This window comes from Planktothrix agardhii (assembly GCF_904830935.1).
Classification (GTDB): Bacteria; Cyanobacteriota; Cyanobacteriia; order Cyanobacteriales; family Microcoleaceae; genus Planktothrix; species Planktothrix agardhii.
On sequence record NZ_LR882952.1, the window covers coordinates 4,503,798 to 4,524,531 of the forward strand.

The following is a 20,734-nucleotide window of genomic DNA, read 5'->3' on the forward strand; positions in this document are numbered from 1 at the left end:
AATCTTTGTTTATCTCGGTTTGTGTCTGGTGGTTGTCTAATCTAAGGTCTAAATTTTGAAGTAGAATAGATGTTGGCTAAACATTGATAATTAGTTTTCAAAAATCCCGTCCCTTGAGACTGGGTAGTTTCTAACCCTAGTTTAACGCTTACTGATAATTATGACACCTGCTTCAAATTCGGAGACACCGGAATCTAACTCCAACTTAAACCCCGTTTTACCGGAAAATCCCGAACAAAATTCTCCCTCTCCTATCTCTAATCTTGATGATATTTCTGAGGATATTGACTTATCGACTGAATTAGGAGAAGAAAAGGAAAATCAGTCATCTTCTGAAAGCCAAATCCCTCAACCTGAGTTTTATCTTCCTGTGAGTCAAGCTACAACCGATGAAGGTGATGAAATTCCCGATGAAGTTGAGATGGGTTTTTTCGACCATTTAGAGGAATTAAGACAACGAATTTTTTATGTTTTGATTGCGGTATTTATTGCGATTATTGGTTGCTTTGCTTTTGTTAATCCGATTGTACAATTATTACAACGTCCCGCATCGGGGATTAAATTTGTTCAACTCGCCCCTGGGGAATATTTCTTTGTTTCTTTAAAAGTAGCGGGTTATAGTGGGTTAGTCGTCGCAACTCCGTTTATTTTATATCAAATTACGATGTTCGTTTTACCCGGATTAACCCGCAAAGAACGCCGTTTATTAGTCCCCACCTTATTAGGTTCAAGTGTATTGTTTTTATTGGGTTTAGGCTTTGCTTATATTGCCTTAATTCCAGCAGCATTGAACTTTTTTGTTAGTTATGGCGCGGATGTGGTTGAACAATTCTTTTCCATTGAAAAATACTTTGAATTTGTTTTAGTCCTATTATTTTGTACCGGAATCGCCTTTCAAATTCCCGTAATTCAAGCCATTTTAGGCGGATTAAAAATCGTATCTTCCCAGCAAATGTTATCCGGTTGGCGATATGTTATTTTAGGAGGAGCCGTATTAGGGGCCGTGTTAACCCCATCTACTGACCCCCTCACCCAAAGTTTATTAGCTGGCGCTATATTAGGGCTTTATTTTGGCGGAATTGGCATTGTCAAAATGATTGAAAATACCTCAAAACCTTCTCAAAACCAATAAAAAATAAAGCCCCAAAACCCAAAACCCATTATTCCCTGTTCCCTCTTACAAAGATTTACAAAGAGAAGCTTTTCGAGAGTCAAATAACTGAACAATTCCATCGGTGACAGCTTTTTTAACATCCGTATCAAAACCTGCCAAAAATTCTTCATGACTAATTTTATCTTGAAAAAATTGTTGGGCGCGGTTGCGTTGATGAATAATTTCATCAAACCCTAAACACTTAACCATATAAGTCGTTAAGGGTGAATTTTTGATATCATAGGATGAACTTTGGGTGCGTCCTTCATCTAATAACGTTAAAACCAGTTTTTCTAAGTCCGTTGTCGGTTGGTGTGGTTGGGGAATTAGGGGCAGAAAATCTACTAAAGAAACCGCAGAAAATCCTTCCGATGGCATTTCACCCATTAAAGTTGAAACCGGAATCACTCGCCCAAATCGTAAGGATAAAGCTTCTAAAAACGCAATCGTAAATAATTTACTCACCAAATAAAGCCGCCCCACCTCAATATTTTTTCTCGCCATTACGACTAGATTATTATAGGTAGCATCATCTGGATATTCTCTAAATTGATGAAAGATAATTTCGGGTTTAATAAAATTCATAAACCCTTCCATTTTTTGCAAAGCTGTCCGATATTGATTAATGGTATAGGAACTAGAATTTTTTAGGTAGTGATTGGTTTCGGGTAATAAATTCCAGGTATTATCTAAAAATTTTGCTGCACTTTCATGGGCAAAACTTCCCACATCTCGATTAGAAAGTCTCACAGAACGTTTAATGGTTTCGATTAACTCCTCATCAGTTAATTTTAAATTAAATCGTTCACAGACATACTTTAATCGTCCATATAAAATATCACTATTACTGCCTAATTCTGTTTTGGTTCTAAAGGGAATAGTCGCTTCAATACAAGCTACTACTTGTACTAATAATTCCAAAGATAACAAATCTTCTAATACTTTACCCGCGACTAATGCACTTAAAAACTCATTCTGTCCCGTCATCGGAGATAGGGTTTGACCGGGAACAAAATCAAAAATTTGTCTGACCATTTCAAAGATCTGATCCTGGGGTAATTCCTGAGCATCACGGATGACTAAATGTACCTCCACTTGCCGCACAAAAGGAGCAATATAATAGGTTAAATTAAAATTAACACTCTGATCCACCTGCACATAGACAACATCATGGAATAAGGCCGCTAAAACCTCAATCGGGTCATCTTCCCCCCCCACCTCAAAAATATGATTGGGGGTGTGAAAATAGCGCCAAGGCCCGGTCATTGTTTGTACAATCAGTTCTGCTATTTTAGGGAGTTCTGTATAATCAGTATCAATATTGAGATTTTGCATCGCCCAAATTAGCTTTTCTAAGCACTGTTGATTGTAATCGGTGTTCATACCCATTTTTACCAATACACCTTATATACTTAAATTGAATTACTGATATCTTATTATGGCTTGAGTTTTATGGGCAGTAGTTGGTTAACCCCCTCAATTTAGATTGAAACCGAATTCAAGCTCCAACAGAGGTTTAAAATTAGGAAAATTCTGTATTAAATGTTGCACTTTGTTTACGAACTCCCTCTGCCTATCTGCCAGTACACCTCCGATCCTACATCCTCAATCTTAATAATTAAACATGAAAACAGCATTTTTAGGTTTAGGGGTCATGGGTGGCCCCATGAGTGTCAACCTCGCAGCATCGGGATATTCTGTTAAGGCTTGGAATCGAACGAGCGATCGCCTGGGTGTTAAAATAGCTTCGGAAGCGGGTGCTAATATTGTTTCTTCTATTCAAGAAGCCGTTACGGATGTTGATATTATTTTTACCTGTGTGGGGGATATTCCTGACGTTGAAGCCGTGATATTAGGCGAAAAAGGCATCATTAATTTTGCCAAACCTGGGGCAATTGTGATTGATTTTAGTACCATTGGTTCAGAAGCTGCCCGTCGCATTTCCCAACAGCTTGAACCTGCTAAAATTCAATTCTTAGATGCTCCGGTTTCGGGGGGTGATATTGGAGCCAAAAACGGCACATTAACTATTATGGTCGGAGGGGATCAAAACACCTTTGAAACGGTAAAACCCCTGTTGGAAACTATGGGGAAAACAATTCGTTATTGTGGAAAAGTTGGCAGTGGTCAAGGGGTGAAATTATGTAATCAAGTTTTGGCTTCTTTAAATATGGTGGGTATTTGTGAAGCCCTATTATTAGCCCAAAAACAAGGTATTGATCCTAATTTAGTTGTGGAAATTTGCAGTACCGGAGCCGCCGGATCTTGGGCTTTATCGAATTTAGGATTAAAAGTCGCCGAGGGTGATTTTGAACCGGGCTTTATGATTAAACATATCCTCAAAGACCTCAGAATTGTTCAAGAAACTCTCAATTGTGATCCCGCTTTACCTGGTACTGAATTAGCTGATTATCTGTTTAAAATCGTCCAAAAATTAGATCAAGGATTCGGGGAAAATCAAGGGACACAAGCGATGATTCGAGCCTATAAAGAAGCCGATAGTTAAAGGTTTTTTGACTTACAAAATTGAATCTTTAGATGAAGAAGTCAGTTGGGTTGAGTATTACCTTCAGGACGGGCCAAAAAAAAGACTCCCAGACGAGACTTTTCCCTCGGATGGGGAAGATGCTGAATTCTCAAAATCCCTTCCAGGATGATAGGAATTCCCGCTTCTTCTAGGGTTTCCCGTTGGGCCGCAGCAGCAAAGGTTTCATCCGGTTCCACTCGTCTGCCTGGAAAGTACCAGGGACTGTTTCTCGTAACCTCCTGAATCAATAAAAAGCGGTTGTCAGAACGCACGACAACCACCACAAACAACTCTGTTGAGATCAGATTAACGGACATAGACGATAACAGTTTGAAGTCGATTCTCTTTATTCTGGCTTCCCTCGAAACCCAATTTCAAGGTGAAAATGGCTAAAAGCTCTATTTTATAAGGGTTTTAGAGAATTATGTAAAAATGTTATCAATTTTTTGGTAAAAACCCTTGACAAATCCCGGGTAGGTGATGCTATTATTAGTAACTGTGAAGCAATGGGGCGTCGCCAAGTGGTAAGGCATCGGGTTTTGGTCCCGACATCCAGAGGTTCGAATCCTTTCGCCCCAGTTATAAACATTACCCATTAACAATCATAGATTTAAGATGATTAACACAGATTAAAATCCGGATCACGGATTAAACGGATTACGCAGATTAACACAGATTAAAATCCGTGAAATCCTCTTAAATCAGTGATCCCCATTACCCATTATCCGCTTGATTTTTTAACAAATTTTGAGTCATCGTTGCTAACTTTTCCAAATTTTCTTCTAATTCTGTTGCTCGTTTTTTGGAATTTAGTTTTCGCTTAATGGCTTCTTTTGCTAAATCTTCTCGATTTCGTTTTAAGGCTTCCATCGCCACTTGATGCCAAGAATTCATTTCATCTAGGGCTTTTTTATACTGAGGATGAACGTCATCCCAAGCGACGCGAATTTCCCCTAATGCTTGATTTAAAAGTCGTTTAGCATCTTGGGGTTGACTACCCATAAACGCTTGTTTGAGAGGCTCAGATAAGGTATCAATATTAATATGACGGAGAAGGGGAATAAAATTCTCAACTTGTTGACTTTTACTCTCCCCAGTTATGCACCAAGTCGCAAAATGTTCACAATTATTAAACAGTAAATTATATTGTTTTTCCCCCAAGCGACTTTGGGCGCGGTTAATAACCGTATCTGCTATATAACGAATGGGATACTGTCGAATATAAATCTTTTGACCCCTGGAAAAAATTTCTATAGAAGTCTGTTCAATAATTTCGCTGGGTTTGCGATAATGAATCACAGTGCCATCACCACAATCAATGCCATGATGTTCATATAAACCCTCTAGGTTCCAAAATTCCCGAAAAATATAGATTTGGTCGCCTCTTGCCATATTATTTTTAATAATTACTTCAATTACTATTTTATTTTAACGGTTTTCAGGTGAACATCTAGGACGGTTATTTGAACAGTTTTGGTTGAGAAAATCCATCACCTCTGTTGGGTTTAGGGGAGGAGAGAATAAATATCCCTGTCCAAATTCACAGCGCAGTTGTTGAAAAATTTCAACTTGCTGGGAGGTTTCAATTCCTTCAGTTACCACTTGTAAACCCAAACTATGAGCTAAATTAATAATAGTTTTAGCAATTTCAAAATCTTTATTATTAACTTCGATATTCTGGACAAAAGAGCGGTCTATTTTCAAGGTATCTACGGGCAACTTTTGTAAATAACTCAAGGAAGAATATCCCGTGCCAAAATCATCAATTAATAATCGAATTTTAAGGGTTTTTAACTGTTCTAATAATCCGGTTGACCAGGTAATATTCTCCATCAAACTGCTCTCTGTAATTTCTAATTTTAAGCTAAATGGTGGAAGTTGTAAAGAATCTAAGACCCGTTTAACTTCTTGAATTAAACTCGGATGTCGTAACTGAATTTCCGAAAGATTAACACTCACATAGAGGTCAGGAAATCGGGTTTGCCATTCTAATAAATGTTTACAGGCTTGGGATAAAACCCATTGCCCCATGGAAACAATTAATCCCGCTTTTTCGGCTAAATTAATTAACTGAACTGGAGACACAAAACCCCGGTCGGGATGATACCAACGCACTAAGGCTTCAAAACCCACCACTTTTTGAGTTTCTAGGGAAACAATTGGTTGATAATTTAAACTGAGTTGTTGACGTTCAATTGCCCGTTGTAAATCCGCTTCTAATTGCAGGTGTTCAGCTACAACTTTTGCCATACTAGGCTCATAAAATACCGTTGTTCCCCGTCCTTTTTGTTTGGCATAATACATGGCAGTATCGGCGGCTTGAAGATAATCTTCTGGACGTTGACTCTGGAGTTTATCCAAAACCACACCAATACTGGTCGCCGATGAAATAGTCACCGTATCCAACCGAAAGGGAAAATCTAAAGCCGCATGAATACGTTCAATTTTTTCGGTTAAAATATTATAATTGGCAATATCAGTAAATAAAATTGCAAATTCATCGGTTCCCACCCGAGCAACTATATCGCGGGGGCTGACCAAGGTTTTAAGGCGCTGGGCAACGGCAATTAATAGTTGTTCTGCTAAATCATGACCAAAGGCATATTTGAGAGGCTTAAATCGATCAATATCTAAGGATAAAATGGCAAAATTATTTGAGTTTTGGGACGGATAATTAATCACAAATTGTAGGCGTTCTAATAACAAACTAAGACTGGCTAATCCGGTGAGTAAATCACTAAAAGCGTAGTTTTCTAATTCGGCTTTAGTTTGTAGCCGTTTTGTAATATCTTGAGCTAGAATTACTTCGGCAAATTTACCTTTCCATTCTAAAGTATGACCTGTTACTTCTACAGATATTAACGTGCCATCTTTTTTATGATGTTGCCATAGTCCAACTCGATTAAGTCCCATTTCAATTTTAGATAGGCTTTCTAATAGTCGCGGAATTTCTTCAGGAAGTATAATTTCTGTAATTTTCATCAAGAGAAATTCTGCTTCTGAATAGCCATAATGTTCGATTGTTGCTTCATTAACCGCTAGAAATTTAAGGGTTTTTATGTCATAAACCCACATCGGTTGGGGATGGGCAAAAAATAAAGTTCGATACCGTTGTTCAGATTTCTCTAAACGACGAGTTCCTAAGCGCACAAAAAAGTAGAGAATGGTAGTCGTAATAACAACAAATGCTCCTCCTTTTATACTCTGAATCAGGGTCAAAGATTGGGGATTAGGCACGAGAAATTGCAGTATTTGATCGGATGAAAAAATCCAAATACTACTGAGAAAGGCATAAATACTAGCAACTTGACGAGCTAGGTTTTCGGATGAAATGCGATCGCGTTTCACTTTAAAAATACAGTCTGACGACTGTTGTGGACTAAGATTTGTATGAATTAAAGTCTAAACTAAAGTGCTACCTATTGGCAGAAAAGCACTAAACGCGCTAAAGTCTTAAGGATTAGTCTTGGTTTGCATCTTCAAAAAACTATGAGCGTTCCCCCCAGTGCGTCCTCTGCTCCTTCAGTTCCCGACAATTCGCTTCCGCCCAATGCAGACTATCACCTGATCGATCGGGAAAAGTTATCGGAAATGATGCACCGCTATATCGAAGTCAAAGAACAATATCCCCATGCCTTATTATTATTTCGGGTGGGGGATTTCTTTGAGTGCTTTTTTCAGGATGCTATTACCATAGCTCAAGAATTGGAATTAGTGCAAACTGCAAAACACGGAGGGAAAGAAATTGGCCGAGTTCCGATGACGGGTGTTCCCCATCATGCAGTAGAACGCTATGCTACCATGCTATTAGAAAAAGGCTATGCGGTGGCGATTTGTGATCAAGTTGAAGATGCGGAAATTGCGGCCAGGGAAAAACGCCAAGTGCGTCGAGAAATTACCCGAATTTTAACCCCCGGAACTTTGACGGATGACGGAATGCTCAAGGGTCGTAAAAATAATTATTTGGCGGCGGTTGTGATTGCTGGAGATCATTGGGGGCTGGCTTATTCTGATATTTCTACGGGGGAATTTTTAACCACCCAATCCCAAAATTTAGAACAACTAACCCAAGAGTTAATGCGTCTACAACCGTCGGAAGTGTTGTTTCCTATTAATGCCCCGGATTTAGGAAAAATGTTGCGTCCAGGGGAAAAATCTAGTCAGTTACCGGACTGTTTACCGAATTGTTTTTGTTATTCCTTGCGATCGCAATTTCCCTTTAGTTTAAGTGAAGCCAGAAATAAAATTTTAGAACAATTTCAAATGCGTTCTTTAGAAGGATTAGGCTGTGATCATTTACCCCTAGGAGTACGAGCCGCCGGAGGATTATTAGATTATTTAGAAGATACTCAACGGCAAAATCAAGTTCCCCTACAAAGACTTCATACCTATACAATTACCGATTATTTAATCTTAGATTATCAAAGTCGCCGCAATTTAGAAATTACCCAAACCGTTCGAGATGGAACTTTACACGGTTCTTTATTATGGGCTTTAGATAAAACTAGCACCGCTATGGGAGGTCGGGCGTTGCGTCGTTGGTTATTACAACCATTATTAGATCTGCGAGGAATTAGGGCGCGTCATGATACAATTCAAGAGTTAGTTGACAACCATGAATTAAGATATCAGTTACAGCAATTACTCCGGCAAATTTATGATTTAGAAAGGTTAACCGGACGGGCGGGAAATGGCACTGCAAATGCCAGGGATTTAGTTGCTTTAGCAGATTCTTTAGCCAAATTACCGGAATTATCGGTTTTAGTCAGTCGGGGTAATTCTCCCTATTTAAAATCCCTACAAACTGTTCCCCCCGTATTAGAAGAATTAGCCCATAAAATTCAATCCTATTTAGTAGACTCTCCGCCCCAACACTTGAAAGAAGGGGGGATAATTCGTTCGGGAATGGATGAACAATTAGACTCGCTGCGGGTATTAGCAGAAGCAGATCAACAATGGTTAGCAAATTTAGAAATTAAAGAACGGGAACGCACCGGAATTTCTACTTTAAAAGTAGGTTTTAATAAAGCCTTTGGCTATTATATTAGTATTACTCGTTCTAAATTAGATCAAGCTCCCAATGATTATATTAGGAAACAAACCTTAACCAATGAAGAACGATTTATTACCCCGGAATTAAAGGAACGAGAAGCCAGAATTTTAACCGCAAAAGACGATTTAAACCAATTAGAATATGAGATTTTTCTGCGATTAAGATTAGAAGTGGGAGAACACTCAGAATTAATTAGAGATGTATCGCGGGCGGTAGCCGCAATTGATGTTTTATCTGGGTTAGCGGATATTGCGGTTTATCAAGGTTATTGTCGTCCTGAAATGGTGAATAGTCGAGAAGTTAAAATTATTGAAGGTCGCCATCCCGTAGTTGAAAAATCCTTACCTCCGGGGTTTTTTGTTCCGAATACGGCTCAGTTGGGAAGTCAAGAAGAAGGGTCAGAAACCCCAGAAATTAAACCCTATTCTCACCCTGATCTAATTATTTTAACTGGGCCGAATGCCAGTGGTAAAAGTTGTTATCTAAGACAAATTGGCTTAATTCAATTATTAGCTCAAGTGGGTAGTTTTGTTCCGGCTAAATCGGCTAAATTAGGAATTTGCGATCGCATTTTTACCCGGGTGGGCGCAGTGGATGATTTAGCCACAGGTCAATCAACCTTTATGGTAGAAATGAATGAAACCGCTAATATTTTAAATCATGCAACTCAAAAATCCTTAGTGTTATTAGATGAAATTGGCCGAGGGACGGCTACCTTTGACGGTTTATCTATTGCTTGGTCAGTGGCGGAATATTTAGCCACAGAAATTCGTTCTCGGACAATTTTTGCTACCCATTACCACGAATTAAATGAACTCGCTTCAATTATTCCCAATGTGGCAAACTATCAAGTTACAGTTAAAGAATTACCCGATAAAATTATATTTTTGCATCAAGTTCAACCCGGAGGAGCCGATAAATCTTATGGAATTGAAGCGGGACGGTTAGCGGGTTTACCAGATGTTGTAATTCAACGGGCTAAACAAGTGATGCGTCAAATTGAAAAGCATAGTAAAATAGCCATGGGATTGAGAAAAGGAATTAAAAAACAGGATAAAAAAGATGATTCTGTAGAACAGTTAGATATTTTTGAGAATTAATTTCAAAAATCCAATTATTGATTAACTGATTAGGATTAAATAGCCATACCGGAGAATTTGAAACCAGAAACCCCTAGCGATTCACCCGGTGAGAATGGCAAAATTGAAAGGGTTTGGCTTTTTGTTCGCCAAATGCCTGTACATCTAATACAGTTGTAGGGGTGAGATTTTTAGGAGGTTGTGCGAGTTCGATGAATATTCAAGAGATTTTTGCCAAGGGTGGGCCAGCAATGTGGCCATTGCTGATCTTGTCCATTCTGTCGATGAGTGTGGTCATAGAAAGGATTTGGTTTTGGGGTACGACCCTGACCAAAGAAAAACAAATCGTTAACCGAGTCATTGACTCAGCCCGACGGGGACAATGGGGGAAAGCCCATCAAATTGCTAAACAATCTAGCAATCAACCAATGGGACGGTTTCTCTATGCACCCCTACGGTTAGAGTCTCCCGACCCCGAACTTTTTCGTTTAGCCCTAGAAGCGGCGGCGGATGAAGAATTAGCCTTTATGCGTCGGGGGGATAAAATTTTCGAGGCGGTGATTGCCATGTCCCCTCTGTTGGGACTCTTGGGAACTGTGTTAGGGTTAATTAACTCTCTGGGTTCGATTCGTTTGGGTGATATCGGGACTTCATCCTCTGCGGATGTGACCTTGGGGATTGCGGAAGCCTTAATTTCCACTGCAACGGGATTAATTGTAGCGATTATTAGTTTGGCATTTTATCGATTGTTTCAGGGATTAATGTTTGGTCAAGCCAAAATATTTCGGAAAGCGGGAAACGAATTAGAATTGATGTATCGTCAGAATTGGCCATATCCAAAATCTCAGTTACAAATTCTTGAAACCGATGAAGAAGAAGAATCAGAAGAAGAATCAGAAGAAACAAATGAGCCACTTTTGAAATTTCCTCTAATAGATGAAGACAATAATAACTCTATTCCTGAAACAGAAAAAAGGCCTAAACCCGTAAAAAAATCTGAGTCTTTGGAGGAGGAAGAAAAAGAGGAAAAATAAATGTTTTCAACAGAAAAAGTTACTTTTTTATCCAAGAAGACTCTAAAACATTAATCCCCAAATTTTTATGAAAATTAGAACAGATTCGACCACTGATGAAGCCAGAATAGAATTAATTCCGTTAATTGATGTCGTGTTTTGTATTCTCACGTTCTTTATTTTGGCATCCCTACAATTAACTCGTCAACAGGCAATTAATGTGGATTTGCCCAAGGCGAGTACGGGGGAAACCCAAATGCAAAAAATGTTAATTGTGGGGATTGATAAATCTGGACAAACCTATATTGAACAACAACCAGTTAATCAAGATCAATTAGACCGATCTTTACTCCGATTTCGACGTTGGAATCCCAGTGGATTAATCGTACTCTATGCCCCAAGAGAAGCCCTTTATAATGATGTGATTCGGGTATTAGACCGTTTACGAGCTATTGGCGGAGAACGGGTCGCCCTGGCGACATTACCCAGTTCTCAGGAAATCAAACCCCCAATCAATCCTTCAAATCCTACATTAACGCCTCCCAATCCGACTAATCTCACCCCACCTTTTGCTCCCACAGCACCCAACTCAGGAGATATGCTGCCTCCGATTTTACCTTCTCCGGTTCCCCCGTCGGACAATACTAATCCTTTTGCTCCCCAAATTCCCCCTGCTGGAAATACTATTCCCCCTGAGGGTAAGCTATGAGACTTGAGTTTTGGGGAGTTTCTGTCAATAGCTTTCAAGTCCCTTGACTTAACCAAGCGATCGCACTTCTGATCCATTCATCGGAATTAGTTTGTTTGGCTAAACTAGAATCTTGACTAATAACTTGTAAAGCTTGCATCACTTCTGCTCCAGTATAACCCAAAGCCAGTAGGGTCATTTCGACTTCTTCTTGAATTTTTGGGGTAATATTGGAGGGATTAGATGAAAGCATTCCAGCTTGTTGTCGCCATTCCGATAGTTTAGTTTTGAGTTCTAGGGCGATGCGTTCTGCGGTTTTGCTTCCGACGCCTGGAGTTTTGGCTAAAACACGGGTATTACCGCCTACAATTGCTTGAATTAGATCTTGAAGTCCGAGGGTATCTAAAAGAGCGATCGCTAATTGAGTTCCGATGCCACTAACGCTAATTAATTGGCGAAACAAATCCCGTTCAGCCATATTATAAAAGCCATATAAAACAATTTGATCTTCTCGGACTTGTAAATGGGTAAAAATTTGTATCGACTCCCCAACAGCAGGTAATTCTGCTCTCATTCGAGGTAAAATTTGCACTTCATACCCAATATTATTAACATCGAGTAATAGGGTAATTCTATTTCCATTTCCCTTTTGCAGATCGGCAACGTTCCCCTTGAGATAACCCATCATATAGAAAATTAAAATAGTTGAAAGTGTTATAATTATTATACCATTATTTTCATTAATTATAAGGATATCAACATCATGGGTAAACAATCTAAACTCAAACACAAACGCCAGGATTTAAAAAATCATCCTCCCGAAATATTACCTGAAAATAATAATCAAGATCCTACTCATTTTGTAGAGACAATGGAGAAACAAGGTTATCAATTAAAAACCTTCAATTCCTGTCCAGATATTCCAAAATCAGAGGACGGAAAACCAAAAATTTAATAATTTGTTGTTGCGCTTCAGCGCTCTTTCCCTGGGCTAAAGCCCAACAACAGATTTTCCTGCTAACCATCCAGTTGTCCAAGCACTTTGAAAATTAAATCCCCCGGTAACTCCATCAATATCTAAGATTTCTCCGGCTAAATATAACCCTGGACAACAACGACTTTCCATGGTTTTAAAATTAACTTCCTTTAAATTTATTCCACCACAGGTAACAAATTCCTCCTTGAAAACGCCTTTTCCATTAATATTATAACTTCCTTGTGTCAACTCTTGAATTAGTTGATTTAAAGATTTATTAGAAATTTCTGACCAGCGTTTTTCCTCATCAATTCCAAGATAATCAACCAATTGTTTCCAAAGACGACGAGGTAAATCAACCGGACAATTTGCCGAAATTAAACGATTAGGGAATTGTGATTTTAGGTCTAATAATTTTTCCTTTAATTGTTCTGGATGTTCCTGGGGAAGCCAATTAATTTGTAGAGGGGATTTATAATGACAATCATATAAAACCCTCGCCCCCCAAGCGGATAATTTTAAAATTGCTGGCCCACTTAATCCCCAATGGGTAATTAATAATGGCCCGGTTTGTTCTAATTTAGCTTGGGGGAGTTTAACCCGCGCCGAACTAACAGAAACTCCCGCTAAATCTTGCAGTCGTTTATCTTTAAGATTAAAGGTAAATAAAGAGGGAACTGGCTGAATAATTGTATGTCCTAAAGCTTGAGCAAATTTATAACCAGAGGGGTTACTTCCGGTGGCCAATAAAATGCGATCGCCTTCTAAAATTTCTCCCGATTTCAGTTGAATTTTAAAAGGATGGGGGCTATAATTATTGTAGGAAATAGAAGCCACCAGAGCTTGCGTTTTAATCCTGACTCCCGCCTGTTCTGCTACTCTAATTAAACAGTTAACAATCGTTGCAGAATCGTCCGTTGTGGGGAACATTCGCCCGTCGGTTTCTGTTTTTAATTTCACCCCATGATTAGCAAACCATTCCACGGTATTTTTAGCTTGGAATCGACTAAAAGCACCGCGCAAAACTTTGCTTCCCCTGGGGTAATTTTGTACAAATTGAGTCGGTTCAAAACAAGCATGGGTGACATTACACCGTCCCCCGCCGGAAATCCTTACTTTAGCCAGGGTTTGTTGTCCGGCTTCAAGCAAAATTACTTGAGTCTGGGCGTGGTGATTTGCACAAGTAATCGCCCCAAAAAAACCTGCTGCTCCACCCCCAATTACAATCACTTTTAAAGGCTGTATACTAGACAAATTAACCCTCTATTCTTCTAATTCAAAATCTTTTTTTTCCGCGCTACAAAGTGGACAAATCCAGTCTTCTGGGATATCTTCAAAAGCTGTACCCGGTTCAATACCGCCATCGGTATCACCGTATTCGGGATCGTAGGTATAGCCACAGGTTTTACAAACATACTTTTTCATGTCAGATTTGCCAATTAATTACCGATCAATATGGTACATTTTTTTTAACCCAATACCAACTTATTTATACAAAGATTTGTGAACTTAAACCTTTATGAATAACCATTTCAATTTTAAACTACAATTTGCCTCATTTTTCCCCTATTTGTATCCACTTTTAAGCCAAAAATTTCCCCGATGTCTATGGACAGGGGATTCATCTCAACCAGAAATTTGCTTAACCTTTGATGATGGGCCGCACCCCCAATATACCTTAGAATTATTAAAGGTTTTAGAACATTTTCAAATTACGGCCAGTTTTTTTTGGTTAGGACATGAGGTAGAAAAATATCCTGAAATTGCCCAAGCTGTCTATCAACAAGGTCATTGGATAGGGTTACATGGTTATCAACACGATACTTTCCCTTTATTAACAGAAATTGTATTAAAACAAAGCCTAGAAAAAACTAAAACTGCTATTTTTAATGCTTGTGGTCTGGAACCGGAATTAATCCTAGATGTTCGTCCCCCTAACGGTGTATTTTTACCCAGAACTTTAGATTTATTAACAAGTTGGGGATATCGTCCGGTGATGTGGAGTGTTGTCCCTGAAGATTGGGTACAACCTGGGGTTGAAATTGTCAGTAATAGGGTGATCAAACAAACCCGAAATGGGTCAATTATTGTCCTCCATGATGGCTATAATGGGGGAAAAGATGTGGCAAAAACTGCTGAAGAAATTATTCCTAAATTATTAGAACAGGGCTATCAATTTGTAACGATTTCTAAATTTTGGCAGTCAGCAAAACCGATGCTATAATTAGCAATGTTAGTATTTTAATTTCAGTTTACAAAATAACATTATGGTGCTAAAACCAGAAACCGATTCTACCACAGGTTTACTTCGCTTAGTCGGAGATAATACCCCTGAAGACATCAGATTTTTCCCTGGAGAATTGGGAGTATTTAAGTTAGGTGCTTTTTTATTAGGAGGAGATGATACGGTTCGGGGTTCGTCAGATCCTGAACTAATTTATGGTGACTCAGATAACGATCAATTATTTGGAGAAGGGGGAAATGATACCCTATTTGGCGGGGTTGGAGACGATCAAATTTTAGGAGGTGAAGGCAATGATCTGTTATTTGGAGAAGCAGGAAATGATCGATTTGTGGGATTTGTAAATCCTGATAATCCCACTCAATTATCGGGAGTTGAAGGAGATGATACAATTTATTCCGGGTCAGGAAATGATCAAGTTAGAGAGGATTTAGGTAAGGATTTTATATTCGGAGGTCAAGGAAATGATGAACTTCGAGCAGGCGCCGATAATGATTGGGTAGAGGGTAATGATGGAGATGATTTTATTGGGGGAGAAGATGGAGATGATACGGTTTTTGGAGGTAATGGAAATGATCAGATTCGAGGGGATGGGGGGAATGATTTAGTAACAGGAAATGCTGGAGATGACCAGGTATCGGGAGGGATCGGAAATGATACCTTAGTTGGAGGTCAAGGAAATGATCAAATCATTGGAGATAACGGAAATGATTGGATTTCTGGGGACGCAGGAAGTGATACTTTAATCGGTGGAGAAGGTAAAGATATTTTTGTTTTAGATAGTAATAATTTAGAATTATCTGATATAATTGTAGATTATAAACCAGAAGAAGATATTATTTTTTTAACGGGTGATTTAGCTTTTAAAAACTTAACCATTAAATCCGATCCCAGAAACGAAAATAGTACAATTATATCCTCTAATTTAGGGGAAATTGTAGCTATTTTACAAGGAATTAAACCAGATCAAATTAATCGTTCTAACTTTATTATTCCTGGCTCGGTAGCTTTTAGTTCCGAGCAGTTTGCTGTTAATGAAAATGGGACTATAATTAATCCGATTACCGTTGTTAGAAATAGTGGAAATGATGGAGAAATCAGCGTTACGGTAGTTCCAATTCCTACTCCCTTAACACCAACGGGAAATCAAGTAGATACCACACCAATTATTGTTAATTTTGCCAATGGGGATACTACTCCTAAAATCATTAAAATTCCCATTGTTAATAATAATTTCCCTAATTATTCATCTAACTTACTTTTAACCTTAGAAAACCCCACTAATTTTGCCCAAATTGGTACACCTAATCAAGCTATTTTAGACATTATAGATGATGAAATTCCACCTTCAGCATTAGGAAAATTAGTTAATCCGATTCCTGAAACTAATGCTCAATTTGGTTCAAATTTATCTCGGTTAGGAAATAATTTCTTAGCAATAGCCGCCCCGGGTCAAACCAATAATCAAGGAATCGCCTATTTATTCAATCTCACAACTCAACAACCAACATTAACATTTCGTAACCCTTCTGCGACTGCGGGTACTTCAAAATTTGGTCAATCCGTAGCTACAACTTTAGGAGATAATATTATTATTGGTGCATCTCAAGATAGTAGTTTAGCTCCTAATTCTGGGGCGGTTTATGGGTTTAATACCGCCACGGGAGCCCCCTATTTAACTATCAATAACCCGACCCCAAATATATTTGATTTATTTGGCTATTCCGTCGCAACTTTAGGCAATAATATTATTGTCGGTGCACCCGGTAATTCCACCTTAGCACCCACCGGAGGAATCGCCTATTTACTGGATGAAAATACGGGTCAACTATTGCAAACATTTTTGAATCCTAACCCTCAAGTTAATGACTTTTTTGGTGCGTCCGTAGCGGCGGTTGGTGGGGATAGAATATTAATTGGTGCGCCCGCCAGCTTAACTCCAACTGGGGGAAAACAACCCGGTGAAGCCTATATGTTTGATAGTGTAACCGGACAGCTTTTACAAACCTTTAAAAATCCCAATCCCGGGTTAGATAATTTTGGTTATTCTGTCGCCTGGACGGGTGTTGGTCGAGATATTTTAATCGGTGCGCCAGGAAACGACCAGGGGGGAATAGATGCGGGAATCGCCTTTTTATTCGATGGGATTACCGGAGCGGTTTTACAACGTTATAATGCTCCTAAAGTGGAGGAATTTAATCAATTTGGTCAAGCCTTAGCCTTGATAGGAAATGAGGTTTTGATTGGTTCTCCGGGCTACGGTTTAGGAAATTTAGGAGGAACATTTCGCTATGAATTAAGAAGCGGAAATTTAGTTCAAACTTATTTAAGTCCGGTTACGGATAATTCCGATACCGACTTGAATTTTGGAACATCTGTTGCTAGTGTTGGTAATCTTGTGTTGGTGGGTGTTCCTAATTTGGATATCACCTTACCTAGTGCGGGTGCTGTTGTTCAATTTGTTTAAATAAGGAGTATTAGTATGAAATTCAAAATTGTATCCTATTTTAAGTCTGCAAAATTGATAGCTGTTTTGATGCAAAAATTGAGGTCTAATCTATCCCCAATTAAGTTATTTATTCTCGTCGCTTTGGGAATAATTATTACTCATAAATCTCTAGCATTTATCAATCCCGTTTTCGCCGAAGATTCTCAAAAATTTTCAGATATTAAAGGTCATTGGGCGCAAAATTGTATTGAAAATTTAGCCCAAAAAAATATTGTGAAAGGCTATTATGAAGATGATACTTTTCGCCCCGATAGTCCCGTTAATCGGGCTGAATTTGCAGCGATTCTGAGTCAAGCATTTCCTAAAATTCCTCGAAGTGAAAAAGCGATTGATTTTGTCGATGTCCCGACGGATTTTTGGGCCTATAATGCTATTCAAGGGGCGAATCAAAAAGGTTTTATGTCGGGATATTTAGGAAGTGTTTTTAATCCTTTATTAAATATCCCCAGAGTCCAGGCGTTAGTGGCGGTAGTTAATGGTTTAGATTATAAATCCAGCCAAGTTTCCTATCAACAATTAACCAAAATCTTTGATGATGCTTCTGATATTCCTGAATATGCTAAAAAAGCGATCGCAACAGCAACAGAAAATTGGTTAGTAGTTAATTATCCAAATCTGCGACGATTAAATCCTAATAAACCCGCAACTAGGGCGGAAGTTGCTACCTTAATTTGTCAAGCCATTTCCCAAGATAAAAAACAGGCTTTAGTCCCGACTCAATATATTGCCAGAATCTCAATTTCTGATACTCCAGCAGTTAGTTCAGAGCCTAAATCTTCTCCGACAACCCCACCAGTTACCATGCAACCTCAAGGGACACCCCCAATAGAATCAAAACCCGAATCCTATCCAGAAATAAAGGATTTAAAGGTGCAAAAAACAGTTATTTTAGGAGAGATTAAAGCTCAATTATTAGCAGATTCTAATAGTACAATTCAACTCATGCAAATTAAACTTACCAGAAAAGGAGATTTGATTTCAGAAGATGTTATTTCTATGGCAAATTTATCTAGTCCTGGAGTAAAAACCGTTAAAAATGCCCGGGTGATTGATTTTAAAATCCTAGATTTAGATAATGATAAAGAACCCGAAATTTTAGTAGATTTATTAATTGATGAAGATAACAATTTAAAAAGTTACTATTCCGTGATTTATCGGTATAGTCCGATTAAACGGGAATATCGAGATTTACAACAAAAATGGGGTTTAATTTCCTATCAACTCAAAACAGACAACCAAGAAACCCCCATTTTAATTCATTATGACCAACGATTTAGCAAACAATTTCAAGTCTATACCCCGGAACAATTGCCTTTACAAATTTTTAAATATCAGTTTGGAGAATGGCAAGATGTGACTAAAAAATATTCTGAATTACTCGCCGAACATAACTCAGTTTTGTTACAAGAAATCACTAAACGTAATCGCCTGAAACAAGATTTAAAAGGAGTTTTAGCCGCTTATTTAGCCCAACAGTATTTACTAGGTGAAGCAGATGCGGGATGGAAAACGGTTAAAGAAGTTTATCAAAACCCCGATAGAAACCAATTTTTTACTCAACTTCGCCAATGGTTGAAACAGACAGGATACATGGAATAAAACTTCATAAATACATTGACTCAAATATTCTATAATAGGAAAAATGCAATGAATTTAGGATTAGCAATGGCTGTACAGTATATCCTTAGTGATTATCTTGAGCAGGCAATGGCTGAAGCAATTTATGATAAACTTGAAGACCAGACTTTTGTGGGAAAAATCCCAATTTGTCAAGGAGTTATTGCTTTTGGTTCAACCTTAAAACAATGTGAACAAGAATTGCGTTCAACTTTAGAAGATTGGATTTTATTGGGGATCAAATTGGGGCATCCATTACCAATTATTAATAACATTGATTTGAATAAGGAGCCACAACTTGAGCCGATGGAAACCATGTAAACGACGAGACTTTATTCAAAAATTACATAAATTTGGTTTTTCCGGCCCTTTTTCAGGAAGTAAACATCAGTTTATAATTTATGAGAGTCATCGTCTTACTATCCCCTCTAATGATGAATATTCTGTTCCTCAGTTGCGAATTATGATTCGAGAGGTTGAAGATATTTTAGCCCAGCAAATTACCCTAAAAGAATGGGATAGTCTTTAACCTTTTATGATCTCATTCTATTTCATGATAAATTAATCCTTGTCTTCAACCATTTTTAAACTATGATTAACACCAAACTAAAACCAGACTGGGCAGGAGAAGATTTTCTATCTAAAATTGTTAATGTTCTGATCAAAACTAAACCGCTTTACAGTTTAATGAAACTTCAAGCGAGAAAAGTTTTAATTAAAACCGCCGAAAAAAATGGAGTTCCATGGCGAAAAACTTGTCAAGAATTAGACGCATCGGGAGCCAAAGAACTGTTAAAAACTGTCACAAATCCTAATATTAAATATCCCGATTATTATCAAGTTCCCTTTCATGCGTATGACCAGGGAAATCTATGTTGGTTAGCCGCCTTTGAAGCCGAACCCGCAACAAAAGCCATGGGGTTGCGAATCTGGCCAAAAGAACAAATTACCTGGGAAACCGCCGAACATCGGTTGCGTTATAGTTTCCATGAAATCCTAGGACAATATTGTCCTGAACGGGTGGAGAATGTATTAGATATTGGCTGTTCTGTGGGGATGTCTACCCTACCATTACACCGTTATTTAGTACAGAAATATGGTGATAATATTAGGACAGTCGGGTTGGATTTATCACCCTATATGTTAGCAGTGGCAAAAGTCCGAGATAAACAGGGAGAAATAGCCGAATGGAAACAGGAACTCGCTGAAAATACCAGTTTTCCCGATAACAGTTTTGATGTTATTACCCTGCAATTTTTATTACATGAACTCCCGAACAAACCCAGTCGAGAAATCTTTCAAGAAGCGTTCAGAATTTTACGTCCGGGTGGCTGTTTAGCCATTGTTGATAATAACCCCAAATCAGAAGTAATTCAAAACTTGCCCCCAGCGTTATTTATTCTAATGAAAAGTACCGAACCCTGGAGTGATGAATATTATACTTTTGATGTGGAAGAAACCTTAAAAGAGGTAGGGTTTGATTATAAAATCACCCTTCCCAGTGACCCTCGCCATCGGACAATTATTGCTCTCAAACCCTAACCCCGTTGTTGTGCTTGAGCACCATCTTAGTCATAAAATAATAGTAGATAGTGCGTGCTATTAGACCCCGTTGTTGTGCTTGAGCACCATCTTTCTTAGTAGTCAAATATCCAGGTTTAAGCCGAATTAATTTGACCCTGTTGGTTTAACTGATGCCGGGTGGGAAATGTTAGATTGTTTAGAATCTTATTTAGCTAAAAATTTATCAGGTCTTATTTATGCACCAGATCAAGGATTTTTTGATAGTAATCTCAAACTATTTTATGATGTAATATTACCAACAAATCAAACTAATCAGAATATTACGCTGAGTCAACTATGAACTGTTATAATAA

Annotated in this window: 19 protein-coding genes and 1 tRNA gene; 13 read left to right on the top strand and 7 right to left on the bottom strand. The window is 38.4% G+C overall.

The genetic code is table 11. The annotated features are described in order from the left end of the window. Nucleotides 1–160: 160 nt before the first annotated feature. The gene (tatC, locus tag NMG88_RS20575; protein ID WP_235752002.1) at nt 161–1,132 is read left to right on the top strand and encodes a twin-arginine translocase subunit TatC; all 972 of its coding nucleotides are present in this window, start codon (nt 161–163) and stop codon (nt 1,130–1,132) included. Between the two features lie 45 nt (nt 1,133–1,177). Here the strand turns inward: tatC and NMG88_RS20580 are convergent, their stop codons facing one another. After that, nucleotides 1,178–2,542, bottom strand: coding sequence for a hypothetical protein (locus tag NMG88_RS20580; protein WP_042156433.1), 1,365 nt, complete (start codon nt 2,540–2,542; stop codon nt 1,178–1,180). Between the two features lie 235 nt (nt 2,543–2,777). On the opposite strand from NMG88_RS20580, the gene NMG88_RS20585 reads away from it, so the two are divergent. Continuing rightward, nucleotides 2,778–3,659, top strand: a complete 882-nt coding sequence (locus NMG88_RS20585) for an NAD(P)-dependent oxidoreductase (RefSeq protein WP_042156436.1) — start codon at nt 2,778–2,780, stop codon at nt 3,657–3,659. A gap of 41 nt (nt 3,660–3,700) precedes the next feature. On the opposite strand, the gene NMG88_RS20590 is transcribed toward NMG88_RS20585, so the two are convergent. Continuing rightward, nucleotides 3,701–3,997 (bottom strand): NUDIX hydrolase, encoded by a 297-nt coding sequence (locus NMG88_RS20590; RefSeq protein WP_052369682.1) that lies wholly within the window; start codon nt 3,995–3,997, stop codon nt 3,701–3,703. Nucleotides 3,998–4,187: 190 nt separating this feature from the next. Between NMG88_RS20590 and NMG88_RS20595 the strand changes: the two genes are divergently transcribed. Next, a tRNA-Gln gene (locus tag NMG88_RS20595) sits at nt 4,188–4,259 on the top strand. 135 nt (nt 4,260–4,394) lie between these two features. On the opposite strand, the gene NMG88_RS20600 is transcribed toward NMG88_RS20595, so the two are convergent. Both NMG88_RS20600 and NMG88_RS20605 read right to left on the bottom strand, forming a co-directional pair. Continuing rightward, on the bottom strand, nt 4,395–5,072 hold the full coding sequence (locus NMG88_RS20600; protein ID WP_026786286.1) for a lecithin retinol acyltransferase family protein: 678 nt from the start codon (nt 5,070–5,072) through the stop codon (nt 4,395–4,397). Nucleotides 5,073–5,108: 36 nt separating this feature from the next. Further along, on the bottom strand, nt 5,109–7,028 hold the full coding sequence (locus NMG88_RS20605) for a putative bifunctional diguanylate cyclase/phosphodiesterase (protein WP_227381150.1): 1,920 nt from the start codon (nt 7,026–7,028) through the stop codon (nt 5,109–5,111). A 141-nt stretch (nt 7,029–7,169) separates the two neighbouring features. Between NMG88_RS20605 and mutS the strand changes: the two genes are divergently transcribed. The 3 genes from mutS (at nt 7,170) to NMG88_RS20620 (ending at nt 11,534) form a co-directional block, all read left to right on the top strand. Then, the gene (mutS, locus tag NMG88_RS20610) at nt 7,170–9,833 is read left to right on the top strand and encodes a DNA mismatch repair protein MutS (RefSeq protein WP_254035761.1); all 2,664 of its coding nucleotides are present in this window, start codon (nt 7,170–7,172) and stop codon (nt 9,831–9,833) included. A gap of 191 nt (nt 9,834–10,024) precedes the next feature. Next, on the top strand, nt 10,025–10,846 hold the full coding sequence (locus NMG88_RS20615) for a MotA/TolQ/ExbB proton channel family protein (RefSeq protein ID WP_254035762.1): 822 nt from the start codon (nt 10,025–10,027) through the stop codon (nt 10,844–10,846). Nucleotides 10,847–10,913: 67 nt separating this feature from the next. Further along, nucleotides 10,914–11,534, top strand: a complete 621-nt coding sequence (locus NMG88_RS20620) for an ExbD/TolR family protein (RefSeq protein ID WP_026786288.1) — start codon at nt 10,914–10,916, stop codon at nt 11,532–11,534. 34 nt (nt 11,535–11,568) lie between these two features. On the opposite strand, the gene ruvA is transcribed toward NMG88_RS20620, so the two are convergent. Then, the gene (gene ruvA, locus NMG88_RS20625) at nt 11,569–12,201 is read right to left on the bottom strand and encodes a Holliday junction branch migration protein RuvA (protein ID WP_254035763.1); all 633 of its coding nucleotides are present in this window, start codon (nt 12,199–12,201) and stop codon (nt 11,569–11,571) included. A gap of 75 nt (nt 12,202–12,276) precedes the next feature. Here ruvA and NMG88_RS20630 point away from each other — a divergent pair, with 75 nt between their 5' ends. Further along, nucleotides 12,277–12,468 carry a hypothetical protein gene (locus NMG88_RS20630; protein ID WP_026786290.1) on the top strand — a complete coding sequence of 64 codons (192 nt, stop codon included), beginning with the start codon at nt 12,277–12,279 and terminating at the stop codon, nt 12,466–12,468. A 36-nt stretch (nt 12,469–12,504) separates the two neighbouring features. Here NMG88_RS20630 and NMG88_RS20635 read toward each other — a convergent pair whose 3' ends face one another. Continuing rightward, nucleotides 12,505–13,743 (bottom strand): BaiN/RdsA family NAD(P)/FAD-dependent oxidoreductase, encoded by a 1,239-nt coding sequence (locus NMG88_RS20635; protein WP_254035764.1) that lies wholly within the window; start codon nt 13,741–13,743, stop codon nt 12,505–12,507. Nucleotides 13,744–13,752: 9 nt separating this feature from the next. Next, on the bottom strand, nt 13,753–13,914 hold the full coding sequence (gene rd / locus NMG88_RS20640) for a rubredoxin (protein WP_071783089.1): 162 nt from the start codon (nt 13,912–13,914) through the stop codon (nt 13,753–13,755). A gap of 94 nt (nt 13,915–14,008) precedes the next feature. Between rd and NMG88_RS20645 the strand changes: the two genes are divergently transcribed. From NMG88_RS20645 to NMG88_RS20670, 6 genes are all read left to right on the top strand, one after another. Next, a complete protein-coding gene (locus NMG88_RS20645; protein WP_043938587.1) occupies nt 14,009–14,713 on the top strand; it encodes a polysaccharide deacetylase family protein in 705 nt (234 codons plus the stop codon). Between the two features lie 43 nt (nt 14,714–14,756). Continuing rightward, nucleotides 14,757–17,198, top strand: coding sequence for a calcium-binding protein (locus NMG88_RS20650; protein ID WP_227351278.1), 2,442 nt, complete (start codon nt 14,757–14,759; stop codon nt 17,196–17,198). A 15-nt stretch (nt 17,199–17,213) separates the two neighbouring features. After that, nucleotides 17,214–18,839: an S-layer homology domain-containing protein gene (locus tag NMG88_RS20655; protein ID WP_227364748.1), complete on the top strand. Its 1,626-nt coding sequence runs from the start codon at nt 17,214–17,216 to the stop codon at nt 18,837–18,839. A 48-nt stretch (nt 18,840–18,887) separates the two neighbouring features. Continuing rightward, on the top strand, nt 18,888–19,178 hold the full coding sequence (locus NMG88_RS20660; protein WP_227351280.1) for a type II toxin-antitoxin system HicB family antitoxin: 291 nt from the start codon (nt 18,888–18,890) through the stop codon (nt 19,176–19,178). Further along, complete coding sequence (locus tag NMG88_RS20665; RefSeq protein ID WP_235752005.1) at nt 19,156–19,386, top strand: type II toxin-antitoxin system HicA family toxin; 231 nt, start codon at nt 19,156–19,158, stop codon at nt 19,384–19,386. Before NMG88_RS20660 ends, NMG88_RS20665 begins: the two co-directional genes overlap by 23 nt. A 62-nt stretch (nt 19,387–19,448) precedes the next feature. Then, nucleotides 19,449–20,399: a class I SAM-dependent methyltransferase gene (locus NMG88_RS20670; protein WP_430203986.1), complete on the top strand. Its 951-nt coding sequence runs from the start codon at nt 19,449–19,451 to the stop codon at nt 20,397–20,399. The last annotated feature ends 335 nt before the right edge of the window (nt 20,400–20,734 follow it).

What these genes read in the sequence shown, in the direction of transcription:
- tatC (WP_235752002.1), top strand. Translation starts at nt 161, where the DNA reads ATGACACCTGCTTCAAATTCGGAGACACCGGAATCTAACTCCAACTTA.
- NMG88_RS20580 (WP_042156433.1), bottom strand. Translation starts at nt 2,542, where the DNA reads ATGGGTATGAACACCGATTACAATCAACAGTGCTTAGAAAAGCTAATT.
- NMG88_RS20585 (WP_042156436.1), top strand. Translation starts at nt 2,778, where the DNA reads ATGAAAACAGCATTTTTAGGTTTAGGGGTCATGGGTGGCCCCATGAGT.
- NMG88_RS20590 (WP_052369682.1), bottom strand. Translation starts at nt 3,997, where the DNA reads ATGTCCGTTAATCTGATCTCAACAGAGTTGTTTGTGGTGGTTGTCGTG.
- NMG88_RS20600 (WP_026786286.1), bottom strand. Translation starts at nt 5,072, where the DNA reads ATGGCAAGAGGCGACCAAATCTATATTTTTCGGGAATTTTGGAACCTA.
- mutS (WP_254035761.1), top strand. Translation starts at nt 7,170, where the DNA reads ATGAGCGTTCCCCCCAGTGCGTCCTCTGCTCCTTCAGTTCCCGACAAT.
- NMG88_RS20615 (WP_254035762.1), top strand. Translation starts at nt 10,025, where the DNA reads ATGAATATTCAAGAGATTTTTGCCAAGGGTGGGCCAGCAATGTGGCCA.
- NMG88_RS20620 (WP_026786288.1), top strand. Translation starts at nt 10,914, where the DNA reads ATGAAAATTAGAACAGATTCGACCACTGATGAAGCCAGAATAGAATTA.
- ruvA (WP_254035763.1), bottom strand. Translation starts at nt 12,201, where the DNA reads ATGATGGGTTATCTCAAGGGGAACGTTGCCGATCTGCAAAAGGGAAAT.
- NMG88_RS20630 (WP_026786290.1), top strand. Translation starts at nt 12,277, where the DNA reads ATGGGTAAACAATCTAAACTCAAACACAAACGCCAGGATTTAAAAAAT.
- rd (WP_071783089.1), bottom strand. Translation starts at nt 13,914, where the DNA reads ATGAAAAAGTATGTTTGTAAAACCTGTGGCTATACCTACGATCCCGAA.
- NMG88_RS20645 (WP_043938587.1), top strand. Translation starts at nt 14,009, where the DNA reads ATGAATAACCATTTCAATTTTAAACTACAATTTGCCTCATTTTTCCCC.
- NMG88_RS20650 (WP_227351278.1), top strand. Translation starts at nt 14,757, where the DNA reads ATGGTGCTAAAACCAGAAACCGATTCTACCACAGGTTTACTTCGCTTA.
- NMG88_RS20655 (WP_227364748.1), top strand. Translation starts at nt 17,214, where the DNA reads ATGAAATTCAAAATTGTATCCTATTTTAAGTCTGCAAAATTGATAGCT.
- NMG88_RS20660 (WP_227351280.1), top strand. Translation starts at nt 18,888, where the DNA reads ATGAATTTAGGATTAGCAATGGCTGTACAGTATATCCTTAGTGATTAT.
- NMG88_RS20670 (WP_430203986.1), top strand. Translation starts at nt 19,449, where the DNA reads ATGATTAACACCAAACTAAAACCAGACTGGGCAGGAGAAGATTTTCTA.